We start from the raw sequence: 19145 nt of genomic DNA on the forward strand, positions 1-19145 counted from the left end.
TTTTGCGTTTTAGGGTCTATGCCTGCGTTTTGCTATCCCGTACTATAGCCTGTATTCGGATTAACAGCGCAGGACGTTGCCTTGAGCACAACTGAACCCTCACCGTCGACCCCGTCTGAACCTCAGGGGCAGGTGGATACTCCAAAGCAGTCACCCCGTCTGGTTCGTTCCGGGCTGGTGGTCAGCGCGATGACCCTTATTTCACGGGTCCTCGGCTTGGTACGGGATATTGTGATTGCCGCTCTGATAGGGGCTGGTCAGGCGGCGGACGTATTTTTCTTTGCCAATAAAATTCCCAATTTTTTGCGCCGTCTGTTCGCCGAAGGCGCCTTCGCACAGGCGTTTGTACCGGTATTAACGGAATATCACCGCGGAAGGTCGCTGGATGAAACGCGGCTGCTGATCGCCCGGGTCGCAGGCACCCTGGGCACCATTATTACTGTGGTGACCATACTGGCGGTGATCGGCTCGCCAGTGGTGGCTGCGATGTTTGGCTTCGGCTGGTTTCTTGATTACTGGCAGGGCGGGCCGCACGCTGAAAAGTTTGAGCTTGCCAGCCTGTTGTTAAAAATTACCTTTCCTTATTTGTGGTTTATTACTTTCACCGCGTTAGCCGGTGCGATTCTGAATACCATAGGTAAGTTTGCGGTGGCGGCCTTTACCCCGGTTTTTCTCAACGTGGCTATTATTGCCGCGGCCTGGTGGCTGGCTCCGAACCTGGCACAGCCGGAGATTGGGTTAGCCATTGGCGTCTTTGCTGGTGGTCTGGTGCAGTTTTTGTTTCAACTGCCGTTCTTAAAGCGCGCCGGTTTTCTGGTCCGCCCACGCTGGGGCTGGAACGACCCTGGGGTCAAACGTATCCGGCTGTTGATGCTACCCGCAATTTTTGGGGTGTCAGTCAGTCAGATAAACTTACTCTTTGATACTCTGATTGCCTCCTTCCTGATGACCGGCTCGATCAGCTGGCTCTATTATGCCGACCGTTTACTTGAGTTCCCGCTCGGGCTGTTCGGCATCGCCATCGCCACGGTTATTTTACCGGCACTATCAGCGCGGCACGTAGACCAGTCACTGGCGCATTTTCGCGAAACTCTGGACTGGGGAGTGCGCGCGGTCAGTATGCTGGGTTTACCGGCGATGGCAGGACTCATTGTGCTGGCTCAACCGATGCTGATGGTGCTTTTTATGCGCGGTGAATTTAGCGTCGATGATTCGCGGATGGCATCCTATAGTCTGATGGCATACGGTGCAGGTTTGCTGAGCTTTATGCTGGTTAAAGTACTGGCAACCGGGTTCTTTTCGCGCCAGGACACCAAACGGCCGGTGAAGTACGGCATTATCGCGATGGCAGCGAACATGGTATTCAACGTGATTTTTGCGATTCCTTTTGGTTATGTTGGCTTGGCCATCGCCACTGCGTTGTCTGGAACCGTAAATGCCTTGTTGCTGGCGGGCGTGTTGTACCGCGAAGGAGTGCTGGCGTTACCAAGGGCCACCTTAGTGTTTTTTGCCCGAATTATCGCTGCGACACTGGCCATGGTGGCCGTGATCCTAATCTTGTCGCCGCCAATCACAAGCTGGCTGGAGCAGGGTAATCTGCTCCGCAGCCTCTGGCTTGGGGGCCTGATCGGCGCTGGTGGCCTGGTCTACGGCGCCAGCTTCCTGCTCCTCGGCGGCCGCCTGCGCCACCTGCGCACGCCTCACTAAGCATTCAATAAACGAGTTGAATTGTGGGTGAAACCTAGGCGGGGTTTGGGGTATAATCGAGCGCTTATGGAACTTATTCGCGGTTTACACACAATTACTCCGTCCCATCGCCACTGTGTTCTCACCATTGGTAATTTTGACGGCGTTCACCTCGGGCATCAGGCGGTGCTGCAGCGGGTGCGAGCCCGTGCGGCTGAATTACAGCTACCGGCGGTAGTGATGACCTTTGAGCCGCAGCCGCTTGAATTCTTTCGCCCGGAAATTGCTCCGGCACGGCTGACCACCTGGCGCGAGAAGTATCAGTTACTGAAAAGTCAGGGTATCCAGCGCATGCTGTGTACTCCGTTCAATCAAAAATTTGCCAGCCAGGCTGCAGAAACCTTTGTAAAAACCACGCTGGTCGATAAACTCGGCGTTAAGCTGGTTGTGGTGGGTGATGATTTTCGTTTTGGTAAAGACCGCGCTGGTGATTTCGCGCTGTTGCAAGCAATGGGTGAGCAGTATAACTTTGCGGTGGTTGACACCCAAAGCTATCGCCATGATACCCAACGTGTTTCCTCGACGTTAATCCGAGAAGCACTGGAGCAGGGCCATTTTGCCGATGCCGAGGAGATGCTTGGCCGACCTTTTACTCTGCGCGGCAAAGTAAGCCATGGCGCAAAGAAAGGGCGAACCATTGGTTTTCCGACCGCGAATGTTCCACTGAAGCGATTGCGTTCACCCTTGCAGGGGGTGTTTGTGGTTCAGGTCGAAGTAGCAGGCAAACGCTACAACGGGGTTGCCAATATTGGCCGGCGGCCTACGGTCAATGGCCAGGGTGTCCAGCTTGAGGCGCACCTGTTTAACTTCGCCGGCGACCTGTATGGTGAAGAGATGGTCGTCACCCCTTTGCACAAAATTCGCGACGAAGTGAAGTTTGCTTCGTTGGAAGAGCTAAAACAACAAATTCACCTGGATGTAATGCAGGCTCAGGCCTACGCAAACCGCTAGGTCAGTCATGAATTCAAGATTCAAGCGCGGGGCTTGAATCTTGAATTCGGGTAATAATTCATAAAGCGACGGAAATTAGAAAGGCATGAGCGACTATAAGCACACGTTAAACTTACCTGAAACGCCGTTTCCTATGCGCGGCAACCTGGCGCAACGCGAACCGAAAATGCTTGAGCAATGGTACGCCGCCGATCTGTATGGCGAGATCCGCAATGCGCGTGCAGGTCGCGACAAGTTTATTCTGCACGACGGCCCTCCGTACGCTAACGGTCAGATCCACATTGGCCATGCGGTCAATAAAATCCTTAAAGATGTAGTGGTGAAGTCGAAGACCTTAAGTGGTTTTGACGCCCCTTACGTTCCAGGCTGGGACTGCCATGGTTTACCGATTGAACTGGTGGTTGAGAAAAAGCATGGCAAGCCGGGCGTTAAATTAACCGATGCAGAGTTCCGTGAAAAATGCCGTGAATTTGCCCTCAGCCAGATCCAGGGGCAGCGTGAAGACTTTAAACGTCTGGGTGTTCTTGGTCAGTGGGACCAGCCCTATATGACGATGGCTTTCGAACAGGAAGCCAATACTGTTCGCGCGCTGGGTAAAGTGATCGAGCGTGGCCATCTGCAACAAGGCTTTAAGCCGGTGCACTGGTGTACCGATTGTGGTTCGGCGCTGGCGGAAGCTGAGGTTGAGTATAAAGACAAAACGTCTCCGGCGATTGACGTTAAATACCCGGCCCAGAACGAAGCTGAACTGGTGGCGGCTTTTGAACACCCGGAAGGGCACGAAGGCAGCGGCCCGGTTAGCGTGGTCATCTGGACCACGACCCCGTGGACAATTCCGGCCTCGCAGGCGATCACCTTAGCCGGTGATCTGGAGTATGCCCTGGTCCAGGTTGAAGCAGGGAATGGTGATAAACCAGTCGAACGTCTGATCATGGCGTCTGATCTGGTAACCGATGCGATGGCTCGGTATGGTATCGATAAATATCATAAGCTTGGCTTCTGCAAGGGCGCGGCGCTGGAAAAAATGACAGTGAATCACCCGCTGTTTGAGCGTGATATTCTGCTGATTCTGGGCGACCACGTTACCACCGAATCAGGAACCGGTTGTGTACATACAGCCCCCGGGCACGGTGTTGATGACTACCTGGTTGGTAAGCAGTACGGCCTTGAGGTGTATAATCCGGTTAATGACCGTGGTGTGTATAAAGATGACACCCCGATGTTTGCCGGTCAGCACGTATTTAAAGCCAACGATGTCATTACCGAAGCAATTAAAGATGCAGGCAACCTGGCGCACCACGAAGCCTATCCGCACAGCTACCCGCATTGCTGGCGGCATAAAACTCCAATTATTTTCCGTGCTACACCGCAATGGTTTATCAGCATGGAAAAAGAAAACTTGCGCCGCGATGCGCTGGAACAGATCAAAGAGGTTCGCTGGGTCCCTGAGTGGGGCGAAAACCGCATCGCCAGCATGGTAGAAGGGCGTCCTGACTGGTGTATTTCGCGTCAGCGCACCTGGGGCACGCCGCTTACTTTATTTGTTCATCGCGAAACCGACGAACTGCATCCGCGCACGCTTGAGTTGCTGGAACAGGTCGCAGGTAAAATTGAACAGGCCGGTATTCAGGCGTGGTTTGATTTGGATACCGCAGAACTCCTGGGCGATGAAGCAGAACAGTATCGCAAACTGACCGACACCATGGATGTCTGGTTTGATTCCGGGGTCACTCATTATTGTGTGCTTGATCAGCAGGAACAGCTGGCTTGGCCGGCGGATCTGTATCTGGAAGGCTCGGATCAACACCGCGGCTGGTTCCAGTCCTCGCTGATGACTGGCGTTGCGACCAAAGGGAAGGCCCCGTACCGCCATGTACTGACCCACGGGTTTACCGTTGATCAGGATGGACGCAAGATGTCCAAGTCGCTTGGCAACGTGGTTTCACCGCAGGAAGTAATGAACAAACTGGGTGGTGACATTCTGCGTTTGTGGGTTGCTTCAACGGACTATACCGCTGAAATGACAGTGTCAGACGAAATCCTTAAACGCTCAGCCGATGCCTATCGCCGTATTCGTAACACCGCGCGTTTTCTGCTTTCTAACCTGAATGGCTTCGTCCCGGCAGAGCATGCGGTAGCGACTGAAGATATGGTTGAGCTGGATCGCTGGATTGTCGGCCGGGCGCGGACACTGCAAAGTGAAATTATCGATGCCTACGACAACTATCAGTTCCTTAGTGTGACCCAAAAACTGATGCACTTCTGCTCGATTGAACTTGGTAGTTTCTATCTGGATATTATTAAAGACCGCCAGTACACGGCGAAACAAGACAGTGTTGCACAACGCTCGTGCCAGACCGCGCTGTGGCATATTGTCGAAGCGCTGGTGCGCTGGATGGCGCCTATTACCAGTTTTACCGCACAGGAAATCTGGGAACTGATGCCTGAAGTTGAGGAGCGTCAGACTTATGTGTTTACGGCGGAGTGGTATCAGGCATGGCCACAGCTGGATGTTGAGAGTCAGCTGAGTGACAGCGATTGGCAACAACTGTTGGTGGTGCGCGGTGAAGTCAACCGGGCACTTGAGCAGGCACGCCGTGACGACCGTATTGGTGGCTCGCTGCAAGCCAACGTTATGCTCTATGTCAGTGACGAGCTGGAAGCGCTGTTGGCTAAACTTAAAGACGAGCTACGTTTTGTGTTGCTGACGTCGCACGCTGACACAGCGCCGTTGAGTCAGATCCCAGATGATGCCATTGCCACCGACGTTGAGGGGCTTAAAGTGGTGGTCCTGAAATCACCGCATACCAAATGTGCTCGCTGCTGGCATCACCGTGAAGAGGTTGGCACTATCAAAGAGCATCCTGAGCTATGTCAGCGCTGTGTCACCAACGTGGATGGCGACGGTGAGCAACGGAGTTTCGCCTGATGAAAACACAACGGCCAGCGCGTTGGCAGGACAGTGGCTGGCGCCTGATGTGGGTGCCATTGCTGATTATTGTTCTTGATCAGCTTACCAAGCAGGCAATTCTGGCGACCTTGAGTCTGTATGAACGAATCAACGTGCTGCCGTTTTTTGACATTGTGCATGCACAAAATTACGGTGCCGCATTTAGCTTTTTAAGTGATGCCGGTGGCTGGCAGCGTTGGTTTTTTACCCTGCTGGCGGTGGTTATATCGGCGGTGTTGGCTTTCTGGATGCGTCGTCAGTCGCGTCAGGAATGGCGTTTAAACTGGGCATTCGCGCTGGTTATTGGTGGCGCGCTGGGTAACGTTCTGGATCGGTTGCAGCATGGGTACGTGGTAGATTTTCTAGATCTCTATATTCGTCTGGGCGACAGTAGCCATCACTGGCCTGCATTTAACGTAGCTGACAGCGCGATTGTCATTGGCGCTGCCCTGATGATTTGGGACGGCTTTCGAAATCGATAATCGCAAACGTGAATTCAATGATCAAGCGCGGGGCTTGATCATTGAATTGGTCCCCATAGAGCGGGCCGATTCAACATTCAAGCCCCGCGCTCGATGGTTGAAAACGAAGAGGTAGATATGAGTGAGTTAGCGGTCATCGGTGAGAATAGCCGGGTAGTGATGCATTTTTCGATTAAGCTGGAAGACGGCAGTGCGGCGGATAGTTCGAAAGTGCACGGAAAGCCCGCGCGCTTCCGGGTCGGCGACGGAAACCTGACCCCCAATTTTGAGAAACACCTGTTGGGGTTAAAAGCTGGTGACGAGCGCGAATTCACTTTAGAACCTGAAGAAGCCTTCGGCGTGCCGATCGATGAGAACATTTACCATCTTGATAAGTCTAAGTTCAGTGATGATGCGCCGGCGGAAGTGGGCTCTATTATTGCCTTTAACCAGCCTGACGGGCGAGAAGTCCCCGGCATAGTGCGTAACGTCGAAGGTAATACCGTGACCATCGATTTTAACCATCCACTGGCCGGTCAGCGTATTATCTTTGCGGTTGAAATTTTGAGTGTGGAGGACGCATGAACGTAATCCTGGCTAACCCGCGCGGCTTTTGTGCCGGTGTTGACCGTGCGATCACCATTGTCGAGCAGGCGTTGGCGATGTTCTCGCCGCCTATTTATGTGCGCCATGAAGTGGTCCACAACAAATATGTGGTGGATGGATTGCGGGACCGTGGAGCAGTGTTTGTTGAAGAGCTGGATCAGGTGCCAGACGATAGTATCGTTATCTTTTCTGCGCACGGGGTTTCAAAAGCTGTCCGTCAGGCGGCTCAGAACCGGGGTTTGAAAGTCTTTGATGCAACCTGCCCGCTGGTCACCAAAGTGCATATGGAAGTCACCCGCGCCAGTCGCAGAGGTCATGAGTGTGTGCTGATTGGGCACGCCGGACACCCCGAAGTAGAAGGGACCATGGGCCAGTATCTTAACGACGAAGGCGGTATTTACCTGGTTGAATCGGTCGCCGACGTTGCCGAACTTGACGTCAAGGACCCGGAAAATCTGCACTACATGAGCCAGACTACACTGTCGGTGGATGATACTGCAGATGTGATTGATGCCTTGCGCGCTCGTTTTCCATCGATTAACGGGCCACGTAAAGACGACATCTGCTATGCCACCCAGAATCGGCAGGACGCGGTTCGCGAGATGGCTGACGAAGTGGATGTGATGCTGGTGGTCGGTGCGCGCAACAGTTCCAACTCGAATCGTTTGCGCGAACTGGCTGAGAAAATGGGCACCCCGGCGTATCTGATTGATGACGAAAATAGCATGCAGCAAGACTGGTTTACCAATGTGCGCAATGTGGGTGTCACCGCAGGCGCATCTGCACCGGATATTCTGGTTCATAACGTGGTGAAACGTTTGCAGCTGTGGGGTGGTGGAGAAGTCGAGGAACGCAGCGGTCGCGAAGAGAATGTGACCTTCTCAATTCCACCCGAATTAAGGGTTACCCAGGTTTCCTGATTTCAGTATGTATTTAAAAAAGCCCGCCTGGTGTTGCGTCCACGGCGGGCTTTTTTGTGCGTGATTGCGCAACTGACAGGCAAATGGACAGCCTGGGTTCATACTCTCGGTATGGCACGCGGGGGAATGACTATGGATATGCGCAGCAAACAACGTGGATTCAGCTTACTCGAACTGATGCTGGTGGTTTCGTTGATCAGTCTTTTGGGGGCGGTGACGGTTCCGCAGATACAGCAAAGCTTTAATATCCTGATGCTGCGACGACTGCATGGAATTCTGCTCATGCAGATAAGTGAAACCCGCGAGCAGGCCATTGCGCAGCAACGCACCAGTCATATTCACTTTGAAAATGACCAATGGTGTGCCTGGTTTGAGGGTGATAACAAAAGCGACTGTGCATTGGCAAAAGGAACACTGCGCCAGGGATTTAATTTCAGAGCGAGCAAACACAACCCGCGCATCTTTAGTTTTAGCGCAGGACGCGGATTTAGCAGCGTAAACGGGGGCACGCTGAGACTTCGTGCGGGCAGGCAGGATCAGGAAATATCGATAGTAGTAAGTGCGCTGGGCCGGATACGAGGTTGCTCGTCGCCGGCCATGAGCGGAATACCCGCCTGTGTTTAAGCAGCGCAGACAGCAACGGGGAGCGAGTTTACTCGAACTCAGCCTGGTGATGCTGATTAGCGCCGTCTTTATGTTGGTCTGGGTGCCGGTGTTCAGCCGACCCCTGATCGAACTCGACCAGCGACTCACCCATGCCCGACGGGTTCAGCATTTTTATCAGTTGGCCGGATGGCTGGATGGCGAGTTGCGACGCACCGTTGATGCAGGACAAATAAACTGGCAATGGAGTGCTGCCACACAGTGCCTTCTTCTGGGGGATGAGCTTGGCCTTCGTTTACGTGACGGGCATCTGCAATGGCGGGGTGGAGACAGAAGTTGCAGCGATGGCTACTGGTCCAATTTAAATGAATCCGCTCATGCTTATATTGAGTCCTTTGTTTTTACGCTGAATACCGCGGAGCCAACTCCCCAGGCATTTGTATCAGTCGCGGGTCGGGTCGGTGATGACTTACTTAACTGGCAGGTGCGAATAGATGGTCAGCTATCGGTTTCCTACTGAGCGCGGTGTTGCACTCCTACTGTTTGTGCTCGCGCTATTGAGTTTTTCGTTGGCTGCTCTGGCGTTGAGCAGTCAGCAAATGATGGGGCAGTTTATGCACCTTCATCTGCAGCAGGCTGGGATCGCGCGTCAGCACGAGGTTGAAGCCTTATTCAATCAGTTTGCACAGCAGCTAAATGAGGGGCAGGGCGGTTCGTCGCTTGGCAGTTTTGAAACTGACAGTTATAAAAATAATGAACTGGACGGGACGGTTATGCCTGGCGAGTGTCCCCACCCTTACCCAACCACAACCCAATGTTGGTCCGTTCGGGTAACGGACCGACGGAATAACGTAGCACGTGAGCGCTTACTATTGAGGCCGGCGCAGAGCTGCAGCCAACCCTACTGGTATGCGAGTGCTTCAAGTCTGGCGCTGGACAGTACTATCCCGCCGCCGAATGAGGAGTTACCTGATGATCCTGTATTTCCCCGGACGCGCCCAGGCCTGCGCTAGAGCAGAGAACGGCACCAGCCTAATCGAGGTGCTCATTGCAAGCAGTATCGCAGGCGTCGGAACTTTGGCAGTTTTTACATTATTTTTGCATTGGTACCCACAGCTGGATGATCTGACCGATCGCTATCAGACGCTCAATCAACGTCAGTTAGATCAACCTTTGCCTTATTACACAAGGCGCGTAGAGCTATTTCAATGTGAAAAGGACGTCCCTGATCAAGCTGGCCTGATAATTGAATAGTAGTTAGATAGGATGGGGGACGTTGACACTTTCTTGACACTTCCTGAAGTTTCAACTTGTTGACTGAGCTGCTCAGTCATGCAGTTTTGAGGTTGCTAATCGAATGCAGCAGTTTGGTGCGCTGAAAAGCTTTTATCAGAATAATTCACAGCACGTTAAAGGAATAGGCACACCGCTCTTTGTCCTCGCCGTTCTGGCGATGGTCATTTTGCCAATGCACCCTTTTCTGCTGGATACTCTGTTTTCGTTCAATATCACATTGTCGATGATCGTACTGCTGGTCGCAGTTTACACCAAGCGCCCGCTCGACTTTGCTATGTTTCCAACGATTCTGCTGATTGCAACGCTGTTGCGACTGGCATTGAACATCGCCTCGACCCGGGTCGTGCTGCTCAATGGTCATGAAGGCGCGGATGCCGCCGGTAACGTGATTGAAGCCTTTGGTAGCGTGGTAATTGGTGGTAACTACACGGTTGGTTTAGTGGTCTTCGCGATCCTTATCATCATCAACTTTGTTGTTATTACTAAGGGTGCCGGGCGTATTTCCGAAGTGACCGCTCGCTTTACCCTGGATGCAATGCCCGGTAAACAGATGGCGATCGACGCCGATCTTAACTCGGGGTTAATCACCCAGGAAGACGCCAAGCAGCGCCGTCAGGATGTCACCCGCGAGGCCGATTTCTACGGTTCGATGGACGGTGCCAGTAAATTTGTTAAAGGTGATGCGGTTGCCGGTATTTTGATCCTGATGATCAACCTGATCGGCGGCTTTATCATTGGTATGGCACAGCATGGTTTAAGTTTCGGCGATGCGGTAGAAGTCTACACCCTGTTAAGTATCGGTGATGGCCTGGTGGCTCAGATACCAGCGTTGTTGCTGTCCGTGGCCACGGCGATCGTAATCACCCGGGAAAATGATTCCAAAGATATGAGCGAGCAGGTGAGCCTGCAGCTTATTTCAAACCCGCGGATCCTGATTATTTCTGCTGGCATTCTCTTTGTTATGGGCGTGGTGCCTGGAATGCCGCATATCGCGTTCTTAAGCATGGCATTAATCCTCGCTGCGATGGCCTATTTCCGTATTCGTACGGTGAAAGAAGAAGCATCTGGCGAGCTGGTCGCTCAACAGAAACAGATCAGCGACGCGACTCCACACGAACAGAAGGAAATTGGCTGGGACGACGTGCATCAGGTTGACACCATTGGTCTGGAAGTGGGTTATCGACTGATCCCTATGGTCGACAAAAGCCAGGGTGGTGAGCTTTTAGCGCGGATTAAAGGGGTGCGTAAAAAGCTCTCGCAGGAACTCGGTTTTCTGGTGCCAGCAGTGCATATTCGCGACAACCTCGATCTGGGTCCGAACCAATACCGGATTACTTTAATGGGGGTCACTTTTGGTGAAGCTGAGATCCGCCCTGAATGGGAAATGGCAATCAACCCAGGCCAGGTCTTTGGTGAAGTAAAAGGTGAGAAGACTATTGACCCGGCGTTTGGTCTGGAAGCGATTTGGATCCGACGGGAAGATCGTGAGCACGCGCAGACACTGGGCTACACCGTAGTCGATTCGGCAACCGTGATTGCAACCCATTTGAGCCAGATCCTGACCAATAACGCATCGCAGTTGCTTGGCCATGAAGAAGGGCAACAGCTGCTGGATATGCTGGGTAAACAGACACCGAAGCTGTCTGAAGCCCTGGTGCCGGATACGCTGAACCTGGCTGCGGTGGTTAAAGTGCTGCAGAACCTGTTAAGCGAGGGGGTCCCGGTACGGGATTTCCGAACCATTGCTCAGACCATGGTTGAGTACGGTGCCAAGAGTCAGGATACCGATGTATTGACCGCGGCGGTGCGCATAGCGCTACGTCGCTTGATTGTGCAGGAAGCGGCTGGTGGTATTGAAGAACTGCCTGTCATTACCCTGGCGCCTGAGCTGGAACAGATGTTGCATCAGTCCATGCAGGCCGCCGGCAACGAAGGTGCCGGTATCGAGCCGGGGATGGCAGAGAAGATTCAGCAGTCATTGCAAGAGGCGCATCAGCGTCAGGAAATGAACGGCCAGCCGTCGGTGTTATTAACATCCGGCGTGTTGCGAAACACGTTGTCGCGTTTTGTGCGCAACACCATCCCGGGCATGCATGTGTTGTCGTACCAGGAAGTCCCGGACGACAAGCAAATTCGCATCATGAGCTCGATCGGCCAGTAGTGGATTGGGGGTAGTTAAGTGAAGATTAAACGTTTTTTTGGCAAGGATATGCGTTCAGCGCTGGCAGAGGTGAAAGAAACCTTAGGGCCGGATGCTGTCATCATGTCGAACAAACGCGTCAATGGTGGCGTTGAAATTATGGCGGCCTTTGACCAGGAACCTGATCCCAAGGGCAAAAACGGCAACGCGACAAAAGGCAAAGCGATCAGAGGCGGCGAGGAAAAGAAAGAGGCGATTGCCAATTCACTCGAAGCATTGCTGGCGCGGCAGGAAGAAGGCACGAAGGCGGCTGGCGGAGAAACGAATGACGAGGCGCAGCGTGCCGAGCCGTCAGCAGCAAATGGTCAGCAGCGCACCAATGGAAGCAGTTCAGGCAAACATGCTGAGGCCTCGACAGATTTCAAAATGAGGCCGTTGGAAGACCACGATGCCACCATTAGTGCGATGAAATCGGACATGTCGGCAATCCGGCAAATGCTTGAACAGCAGGTCTCTGGCCTGATGTGGCAGGAAATTGAGCGCAACGAACCAACCCGCGCCATGCTGATCAAAAAGCTGATGCGACTTGGGTTTACGGAACAGGTTGCAGACCAGATTAGCTGTTTTATTCCTGAGGGACTGAATGATGAGCAAGCCTGGGAGCAAACGCTGGATCTGATTGAAGGACAGATAGGCACCACCAAAAATGACATTTTAAGTCAGGGTGGTGTGGTTGCCCTGGTAGGCCCTACAGGGGTCGGCAAAACAACCACCATTGCCAAGCTGGCGGCACGCTATGCGCAGATGCACAGTCCCGACGACGTGGCGCTGGTTACCACGGATACCTTCCGTATAGCAGCCAGTGAGCAGCTACAGACGTACGCGCGGATCATTGGTTGCCCGATTAAAGTAGCCAAAGATGCAGAAGAATTAAATGCGGTTTTGTTGCAGTTCCGGCAACGCAAGTTAGTGCTGATTGATACCGCCGGCATGGGCCAGCGAGACTTGCGCCTGAGTGAGCAGCTGGCGACATTGATGGACAATACGCGGCTTAAAATCCGGCCTTACCTGGTGCTGTCATCGACTGCGCAGGCCCCGGTACAAAACGAGATTGTGCGCCAGTTCAAGAAGATCCCGCTATGCGGATGTATCTTTACCAAGCTTGATGAATCACTGAGCCTGGGCGAGGTACTTAGTACAGCGATTAACAACGGCTTACCAATTAGCTACCTGACCGATGGTCAACAAGTGCCTGAGGATATTCACATTGCAGACGCGAAAACGCTGGTGCGTAAGGCTGCAGAGAATATGACCACTAACGCCGAAGCAGCGCCTTTTGTCCCCCAGGCCAACGCGTCGCAGCAGCTATAAGAGAAGAATGTGATGGATCAAGCAAGCGGTTTACGCAAAATGATGAAACAGAGCATGGTCAAAGTGATTGCTGTGACAGGTGGCAAGGGCGGTGTGGGTAAAACCAATGTGTCACTGAATATGGCGGTAGCGATGGCTGAACAGGGTCAGCGCGTGCTGGTGCTGGATGCCGACTTAGGCCTTGCGAATGTGGACGTCATGCTTGGCCTGCGGGTGCGGAAAAATATTTCTCACGTACTCGCCGGTGAATGTGACCTGGAAGATATTCTGGTCGAGGGCCCTGCTGGAATTAAAATTGTGCCGGCAACCTCGGGGTCGCGAAACATGGTGGAACTGTCTGCCGCTGAACATGCCGGGCTGATCCGCGCATTCAGCACCTTGCAGGATGACTTCGATGTATTGATTGTGGATACTGCAGCGGGTATCTCAGAGATGGTTCTCAGCTTTTCCCGCGCTGCGCAGGATGTGGTACTGGTGGTTTGTGACGAGCCGACCTCCATTACCGATGCCTATGCGCTGGTCAAGGTTCTTAGCCGCGAGCACAATGTATTCCGCTTTAAGGTGATTGCAAATATGGTTCGCACCATGCGCGAAGGGCAGGTGCTGTTTAACAAACTGACCAAGGTGACTGATCGTTTTCTTGATGTAGCGTTGGAGCTGGCGGCCATTGTGCCGTACGATGAGAATCTGCGTAAATGTGTACGCCGCCAACAGTTAATCGTCCAGGCCGCGCCGAAGTCACCGTCTTCATTAGCATTTAAAGCGCTGGCACACCGAGCCGCGCGATGGCCGGTGCAGGCTCAGGCGAGCGGCCATTTAGAATTTTTCATTGAACAACTGGTTCAGAAACCCAGCATGTACAAAGGGGTGGCCAATGAATAAAGCGACAGGCTACGCTACAACCGTCGATAACCGCACACAAATCGTTGAGCAGCATAGCAATCTGGTGAAGCGCATTGCTCACCATATGGTGGCGCGGTTACCAGCCAGCGTGCAAGTAGATGACTTGATCCAGGCCGGCATGATAGGGCTGTTGGAAGCGGCGGGTAATTTCGATCACGGCAAAGGCGCTAGTTTTGAAACCTTTGCTGGTATCCGTATACGCGGTGCCATGCTGGATGAAATTCGGCGTGGCGACTGGGCCCCGCGCTCGGTTCACCGCAACGGACGTCTGATTGCCGATGCGATCCGCGACGTAGAGTCTGAAACCGGCCGCGACGCGCGCGATGTAGATGTGGCGAAAAGGCTGGATATGGGGCTCGAAGAGTACCATTCAATTTTGAATGATGTCCGCTCTGGTCGTATGATTGGCATCGAAGATCTGGGGGTCACCGACGACGTGCTGTTGTCAGATAAACAGGACGCTTCGTTTGACGGACCTTTCAATGATATTGAGCAAGACGCATTCCAAAATGCGCTGTCCTCGACAATTCGGACTTTGCCTGAACGCGAAGCACTGGTATTGTCACTGTATTATGACGAAGAACTGAACCTAAAAGAAATTGGTGAAGTACTGAGTGTCAGTGAGTCCCGGGTCAGCCAGATCCATAGTCAGGCAATGATGCGGCTGAAGTCACGGATGCAGGATTGGACGTCGTAAGGCTGCCACGCAACCTTGCAAACGATTCAAATAAAGGTGCGGGTGTGTCATGATGACGTATCCGAAAAATAACATTAATTACAAATGCCTCAGTGGAGGGTACTTTGGATAAAGGTATGAAGATCTTGGTCGTGGACGATTTCTCCACGATGCGTCGCATTATAAAAAACCTGTTGCGTGACCTTGGGTTCACCAACATTGAAGAGGCTGACGACGGTACCACCGCGTTGCCGATGCTTCAGTCCGGTGACTTCGATTTCGTGGTGACTGACTGGAACATGCCGGGCATGCAGGGTATTGATCTGTTACGCGCGATTCGCGCCGATGACGGATTGAAAGAAATCCCGGTGCTGATGGTAACGGCAGAAGCTAAACGTGAACAAATCATTGAGGCAGCTCAAGCCGGCGTCAATGGATATATAGTAAAACCTTTTACTGCAGCGACACTGAAAGAAAAGCTGGATAAAGTTTTCGAGCGGTTGGGTTAAGCGGCGATGGGGGATACAACGCAGGCTCAAACTCCAGCAATCACACTCGAACAGGCGCAGGAGCTGGTCACTTTACTTGAAAGTGGTCAGCAAGCGCAGGCCGACCAGATGTTCATGCGCTTGAAAGACAAGTCAAGTGAAGGACTTTTCAATTCGGTTGGTAAGCTGACGCGTCAATTGCATGACTCCTTGTCAGACTTTCAACTTGATCCACGTATCGAACAGATGACTGCTGATGATCTTCCTGATGCTAAGAACCGTTTACATTACGTGATGCAGCGCACTGAAGATGCTGCAAACCGAACTATGGATGCGGTCGAAGCCAGTTTACCGTTAGCGGATAAGCTGGCCACGGAGACAGCATCGATTGAACCGGCCTGGGATAAACTGATGGGCCGTGATATCGAGCTAAGCGAATTTAAAGCTCTCTGTCATCAGGTCGATAAGTTTATTAAGCAAGCCAGAGGCGACTCTGCACATCTGCAAGGCCTGTTAACTGAAGTGCTAATGGCTCAGGATTTTCAGGACTTGACCGGGCAGGTTATCCGCCGGGTTATCGAGTTGGTGCATGAAGTAGAAGTCAGTCTGATAGAGCTGTTACGAGTGTTTGGCGATCAGGAACGCGCCAGAGCAGAGCGAAGCAACACAGACAATAAGAAAAAAGCTGATCCTATCGGAGCTGAAGGCCCGGTGATAAACCCTGATGAACGCCAGGATGTGGTGCAAGGGCAGGATGAAGTTGATGATTTGTTGTCCAGTTTAGGATTCTAGGAGCACCGAGCGCATGAGCTTTGATGTAGATGAAGATATTCTACAGGACTTTTTGATTGAAGCGGGGGAGATCCTTGAGCTGTTGTCCGAACAATTGGTGCAGCTTGAAAACGACCCTGAAAATCGCGATCTGCTGAATGCAATTTTCCGCGGATTCCATACTGTTAAAGGCGGTGCCGGATTTTTGTCGCTAACTGAGTTAGTTGACACCTGCCACGGTGCCGAGAATGTCTTTGATACCCTACGCAATGGTCAGCGCTCTGTTTCTGCAGAACTTATGGATGTTATTCTGCAGTCACTTGACACCATCAATGCCCAATTTGCTCAGGTCCAGGCACGTGAAGAACCGATCCCTGCGACGCCGGAATTACTGCAGACGTTAACTGCCCTGAGTCGTCCGGAAAGCGAAGATGAGGCACCAATAGCGGCGCCAGCAGCAGCTGAAAAAAGCACGAAAGTCGAAGGTGACGGCGGTGTTGACGAAATAACCGAAGACGAATTTGAATCGCTACTTGACGAACTGCACGGCAATAAAAAAGCCACTGCAGCGCCAGCACCGAAGCCGGCTGCGTCGGATGATGATATTACCGACGATGAATTTGAAGCACTGCTGGATGAAATCCACGGTGGTGGCAAAGCTCCGCAAAAGGCTCAGCAAGAAACGCCCAAGGCACCTGCTAAGCCAGCTGCATCCGGCAATGACAAGGCTAAAGGCGATGAAATCAGCGATGATGAATTCGAATCCTTGCTCGATGATTTGCACGGCAAAGGTAAGTTTGAAGCCAAACAGCCAGCACCGGCAGCAGAGCAAACCGCTGCTGCAAAAGCACCAGCGCCTGCCGCGAGCAGTGCTGGAAAAGCCCCGGCGAAGCCGACTGCACCAGCTGCCGAGACCACGGTGCGGGTGGATACCAAGCGCTTAGACGACATCATGAATATGGTCGGCGAGCTGGTATTGGTGCGTAACCGCCTGCTGAGTCTGGATAGTAAGCAGGATATTGACGATGAAGAGCTGAGCAAAACCATCGCCAACCTGGATGTAGTGACTGGTGATCTGCAAGGTGCAGTGATGAAGACCCGTATGCAGCCGGTGAAGAAAGTTTTCGGCCGCTTCCCGCGCGTGGTTCGTGACCTTGCACGTACATTGAAAAAAGAAATCAGCCTCGAACTTGAAGGCGAAGAAACGGATCTGGACAAAAACCTGGTTGAAGCACTGGCGGACCCCTTGGTGCATTTGGTTCGCAATGCGGTCGACCATGGTATTGAAACCCCTGATGTGCGGGAGAAAAACGGTAAGCCACGGGTAGGTAACGTTAAGCTTGCTGCCTCACAGGAAGGTGATCATATTCTGCTTACCATCACCGATGACGGTGCTGGTATGGATGCAGAAAAGCTCAAGAGCATAGCGATTAGCAAAGGCATCCTGGATGAAGACTCGGCCGCTCGAATGAGCGATGAAGAGGCTTACAATCTTATCTTTGCAGCCGGGTTCTCGACCAAGGTAGAGATCTCCGACGTCTCCGGCCGTGGTGTGGGCATGGATGTGGTGAAAACCAAAATAAACCAGCTCAACGGCTCGGTTAAGATTGACTCTGAATTAGGCCGCGGCACCATATTGCAGATTAAACTGCCATTGACCCTGGCCATTCTGCCAACCCTGATGGTACTGGTAGCGAAGCAAACCTTCGCGCTGCCACTGGCTCAGGTTAGCGAAATTATCGGCCTTGATCAGGAACTGATTAATACCGTCGATGGCCAGCGTACGATGATAGTGCGTGAGAAAGCGATTCCATTGTTCTACCTCGAGCACTGGTTAAGACGCGGAGCTGACCGCAAACAGCGGCCTACGGTAGGGCATGTGGTCGTAGTTCAGTTAGGCACCCAACAGGTAGGTTTTGTTGTCGATGGCCTGATTGGTCAGGAAGAAGTGGTGATCAAGCCGCTTGACCGCCTGCTACAAGGTACACCAGGCATGGCCGGTGCGACTATTACCAGCGATGGGGGTATTGCCTTGATTCTGGATACACCAAATCTGCTGAAACATTACGCAAGACGGTAAGGCAGCGCATGACGGTTCGTGTTTTAGTTGTAGACGACTCCAGCTTTTTTCGTCGCCGGGTCAGTGAAATTCTCAATGCAGATGACAATATTGAAGTCATAGGTACCGCCGCAGATGGCGCCGCAGCAGTGCGCGAAGCCAGGTCGTTGAAACCCGACGTGATTACCATGGATATCGAAATGCCGGTACTCGATGGTATTAGTGCTGTGCGTCAAATCATGGCCGAGTCACCGACCGCGATACTGATGTTCAGCTCGCTGACCCACGAAGGCGCCAAGGCGACCCTGGATGCACTTGAGGCTGGTGCGGTTGATTTCTTACCGAAAAAATTCGAAGACATAGCACGTAACCGTGATGATGCGGTTGCTGTGTTGCAGCAGCGGGTACGTGAGATTGCACGCAAACCAGGGATGCGCCGGTCAGCAAGCACGCCTGTACGACGGCCAGAAAAACCGGCGACGTCGTTGCGTGAGCGAAGCAGTACAGTCACTGTACCACCGGTCACTCGTCCTCAGCGTGCTGTTGTAAGCCCTGCCGCCAAGCCCTCAACAGGCAGTGCAGATGAGGGCTTGCCTGGAAATCAGCTGCAAGCAAACTCACGATACAAATTGTTTGCCATTGGCACCTCGACCGGGGGGCCTGTGGCGCTGCAAAAAATTCTGACCAGCATTCCAGCGAACTTCCCGTATCCGATAGTGCTCGTTCAGCATATGCCCGCCTCGTTTACTAAAGCCTTCGCGCAACGTTTAGACGGTCTGTGCAAGATTACCGTGAAAGAGGCTGAGGACGGCGATGTGTTGCGTCCTGGCACCGCGTACCTGGCGCCCGGCGGCATGCAAATGCTGGCCGATGGTCGCGCCGGTCAGGCGCGGCTGCGTATTCGTGCTGATGACAGCGAGCGGATCACCTATCGACCCAGCGTGGACTTGACCTTTGCCTCGTTGAGCAAGGTGTTCGGTGGTGACGTATTTGGCGTGATCCTGACCGGGATGGGCGCTGATGGACGCGAGGGATGCCGGATGCTGAAAGACCAAGGTGCGACTATCTGGGCACAGGATCAGGAATCCTGTGTCGTCTATGGTATGCCGCAAGCAGTGACCGCGGCCGGTATTGCTACACAAAGTTATTCACTGGACCAGATGGCCGGTAAGATTCTGCGTGAAGTCGGATATGCATAGGAGCG

Annotated in this window: 18 protein-coding genes; all 18 read left to right on the forward strand. The window is 52.9% G+C overall.

The genetic code is table 11. The features are described from left to right. Positions 1-189: 189 nt before the first annotated feature. The 18 genes from murJ to CWE14_RS12790 all read left to right on the forward strand — a co-directional run bounded on the left by murJ (position 190) and on the right by CWE14_RS12790 (position 19140). Positions 190-1707, forward strand: coding sequence for a murein biosynthesis integral membrane protein MurJ (gene murJ, locus CWE14_RS12705; protein ID WP_126799898.1), 1518 nt, complete (start codon positions 190-192; stop codon positions 1705-1707). A gap of 66 nt (positions 1708-1773) precedes the next feature. Beyond that, the gene (gene ribF, locus CWE14_RS12710) at positions 1774-2697 is read left to right on the forward strand and encodes a bifunctional riboflavin kinase/FAD synthetase (RefSeq protein ID WP_126799721.1); all 924 of its coding nucleotides are present in this window, start codon (positions 1774-1776) and stop codon (positions 2695-2697) included. 85 nt (positions 2698-2782) lie between these two features. After that, on the forward strand, positions 2783-5626 hold the full coding sequence (ileS, locus tag CWE14_RS12715) for an isoleucine--tRNA ligase (protein ID WP_126799722.1): 2844 nt from the start codon (positions 2783-2785) through the stop codon (positions 5624-5626). Next, positions 5626-6129: a signal peptidase II gene (gene lspA, locus CWE14_RS12720; protein ID WP_126799723.1), complete on the forward strand. Its 504-nt coding sequence runs from the start codon at positions 5626-5628 to the stop codon at positions 6127-6129. Before ileS ends, lspA begins: the two co-directional genes overlap by 1 nt. A 117-nt stretch (positions 6130-6246) precedes the next feature. Further along, positions 6247-6693, forward strand: a complete 447-nt coding sequence (fkpB, locus tag CWE14_RS12725) for an FKBP-type peptidyl-prolyl cis-trans isomerase (protein ID WP_126799724.1) — start codon at positions 6247-6249, stop codon at positions 6691-6693. Further along, the gene (gene ispH, locus CWE14_RS12730) at positions 6690-7634 is read left to right on the forward strand and encodes a 4-hydroxy-3-methylbut-2-enyl diphosphate reductase (RefSeq protein ID WP_126799725.1); all 945 of its coding nucleotides are present in this window, start codon (positions 6690-6692) and stop codon (positions 7632-7634) included. The genes fkpB and ispH overlap by 4 nt, the downstream gene beginning before the upstream one ends. 138 nt (positions 7635-7772) lie before the next feature. Continuing rightward, positions 7773-8258 (forward strand): GspH/FimT family pseudopilin, encoded by a 486-nt coding sequence (locus CWE14_RS12735; RefSeq protein ID WP_157981827.1) that lies wholly within the window; start codon positions 7773-7775, stop codon positions 8256-8258. Then, the gene (locus tag CWE14_RS12740) at positions 8251-8757 is read left to right on the forward strand and encodes a hypothetical protein (protein WP_126799727.1); all 507 of its coding nucleotides are present in this window, start codon (positions 8251-8253) and stop codon (positions 8755-8757) included. Before CWE14_RS12735 ends, CWE14_RS12740 begins: the two co-directional genes overlap by 8 nt. After that, complete coding sequence (locus tag CWE14_RS12745) at positions 8732-9250, forward strand: hypothetical protein (RefSeq protein ID WP_126799728.1); 519 nt, start codon at positions 8732-8734, stop codon at positions 9248-9250. The genes CWE14_RS12740 and CWE14_RS12745 overlap by 26 nt, the downstream gene beginning before the upstream one ends. Further along, complete coding sequence (locus CWE14_RS12750) at positions 9210-9491, forward strand: type IV pilus modification PilV family protein (RefSeq protein WP_126799729.1); 282 nt, start codon at positions 9210-9212, stop codon at positions 9489-9491. Before CWE14_RS12745 ends, CWE14_RS12750 begins: the two co-directional genes overlap by 41 nt. Positions 9492-9594: 103 nt before the next feature. Beyond that, the gene (gene flhA, locus CWE14_RS12755; protein WP_126799730.1) at positions 9595-11694 is read left to right on the forward strand and encodes a flagellar biosynthesis protein FlhA; all 2100 of its coding nucleotides are present in this window, start codon (positions 9595-9597) and stop codon (positions 11692-11694) included. Positions 11695-11712: 18 nt separating this feature from the next. After that, positions 11713-13044 (forward strand): flagellar biosynthesis GTPase FlhF, encoded by a 1332-nt coding sequence (flhF, locus tag CWE14_RS12760; protein ID WP_126799731.1) that lies wholly within the window; start codon positions 11713-11715, stop codon positions 13042-13044. Positions 13045-13056: 12 nt separating this feature from the next. Further along, the gene (locus CWE14_RS12765) at positions 13057-13926 is read left to right on the forward strand and encodes a MinD/ParA family protein (protein WP_126789184.1); all 870 of its coding nucleotides are present in this window, start codon (positions 13057-13059) and stop codon (positions 13924-13926) included. Continuing rightward, entirely contained in the window at positions 13919-14644 is a 726-nt protein-coding gene (locus CWE14_RS12770; protein WP_126799732.1) for an RNA polymerase sigma factor FliA, read from the forward strand. Before CWE14_RS12765 ends, CWE14_RS12770 begins: the two co-directional genes overlap by 8 nt. Before the next feature lie 104 nt (positions 14645-14748). Then, entirely contained in the window at positions 14749-15132 is a 384-nt protein-coding gene (gene cheY / locus CWE14_RS12775; protein ID WP_126789186.1) for a chemotaxis response regulator CheY, read from the forward strand. A 6-nt stretch (positions 15133-15138) separates the two neighbouring features. Continuing rightward, positions 15139-15903: a protein phosphatase CheZ gene (locus CWE14_RS12780; protein ID WP_126789187.1), complete on the forward strand. Its 765-nt coding sequence runs from the start codon at positions 15139-15141 to the stop codon at positions 15901-15903. 13 nt (positions 15904-15916) lie between these two features. Continuing rightward, positions 15917-17962: a chemotaxis protein CheA gene (locus CWE14_RS12785; protein WP_126799733.1), complete on the forward strand. Its 2046-nt coding sequence runs from the start codon at positions 15917-15919 to the stop codon at positions 17960-17962. An 8-nt stretch (positions 17963-17970) separates the two neighbouring features. Then, the gene (locus CWE14_RS12790) at positions 17971-19140 is read left to right on the forward strand and encodes a protein-glutamate methylesterase/protein-glutamine glutaminase (protein WP_126799734.1); all 1170 of its coding nucleotides are present in this window, start codon (positions 17971-17973) and stop codon (positions 19138-19140) included. Positions 19141-19145: the final 5 nt, after the last annotated feature.

Source organism: Aliidiomarina soli (assembly GCF_003986975.1).
GTDB lineage: Bacteria > Pseudomonadota > Gammaproteobacteria > Enterobacterales > Alteromonadaceae > Aliidiomarina > Aliidiomarina soli.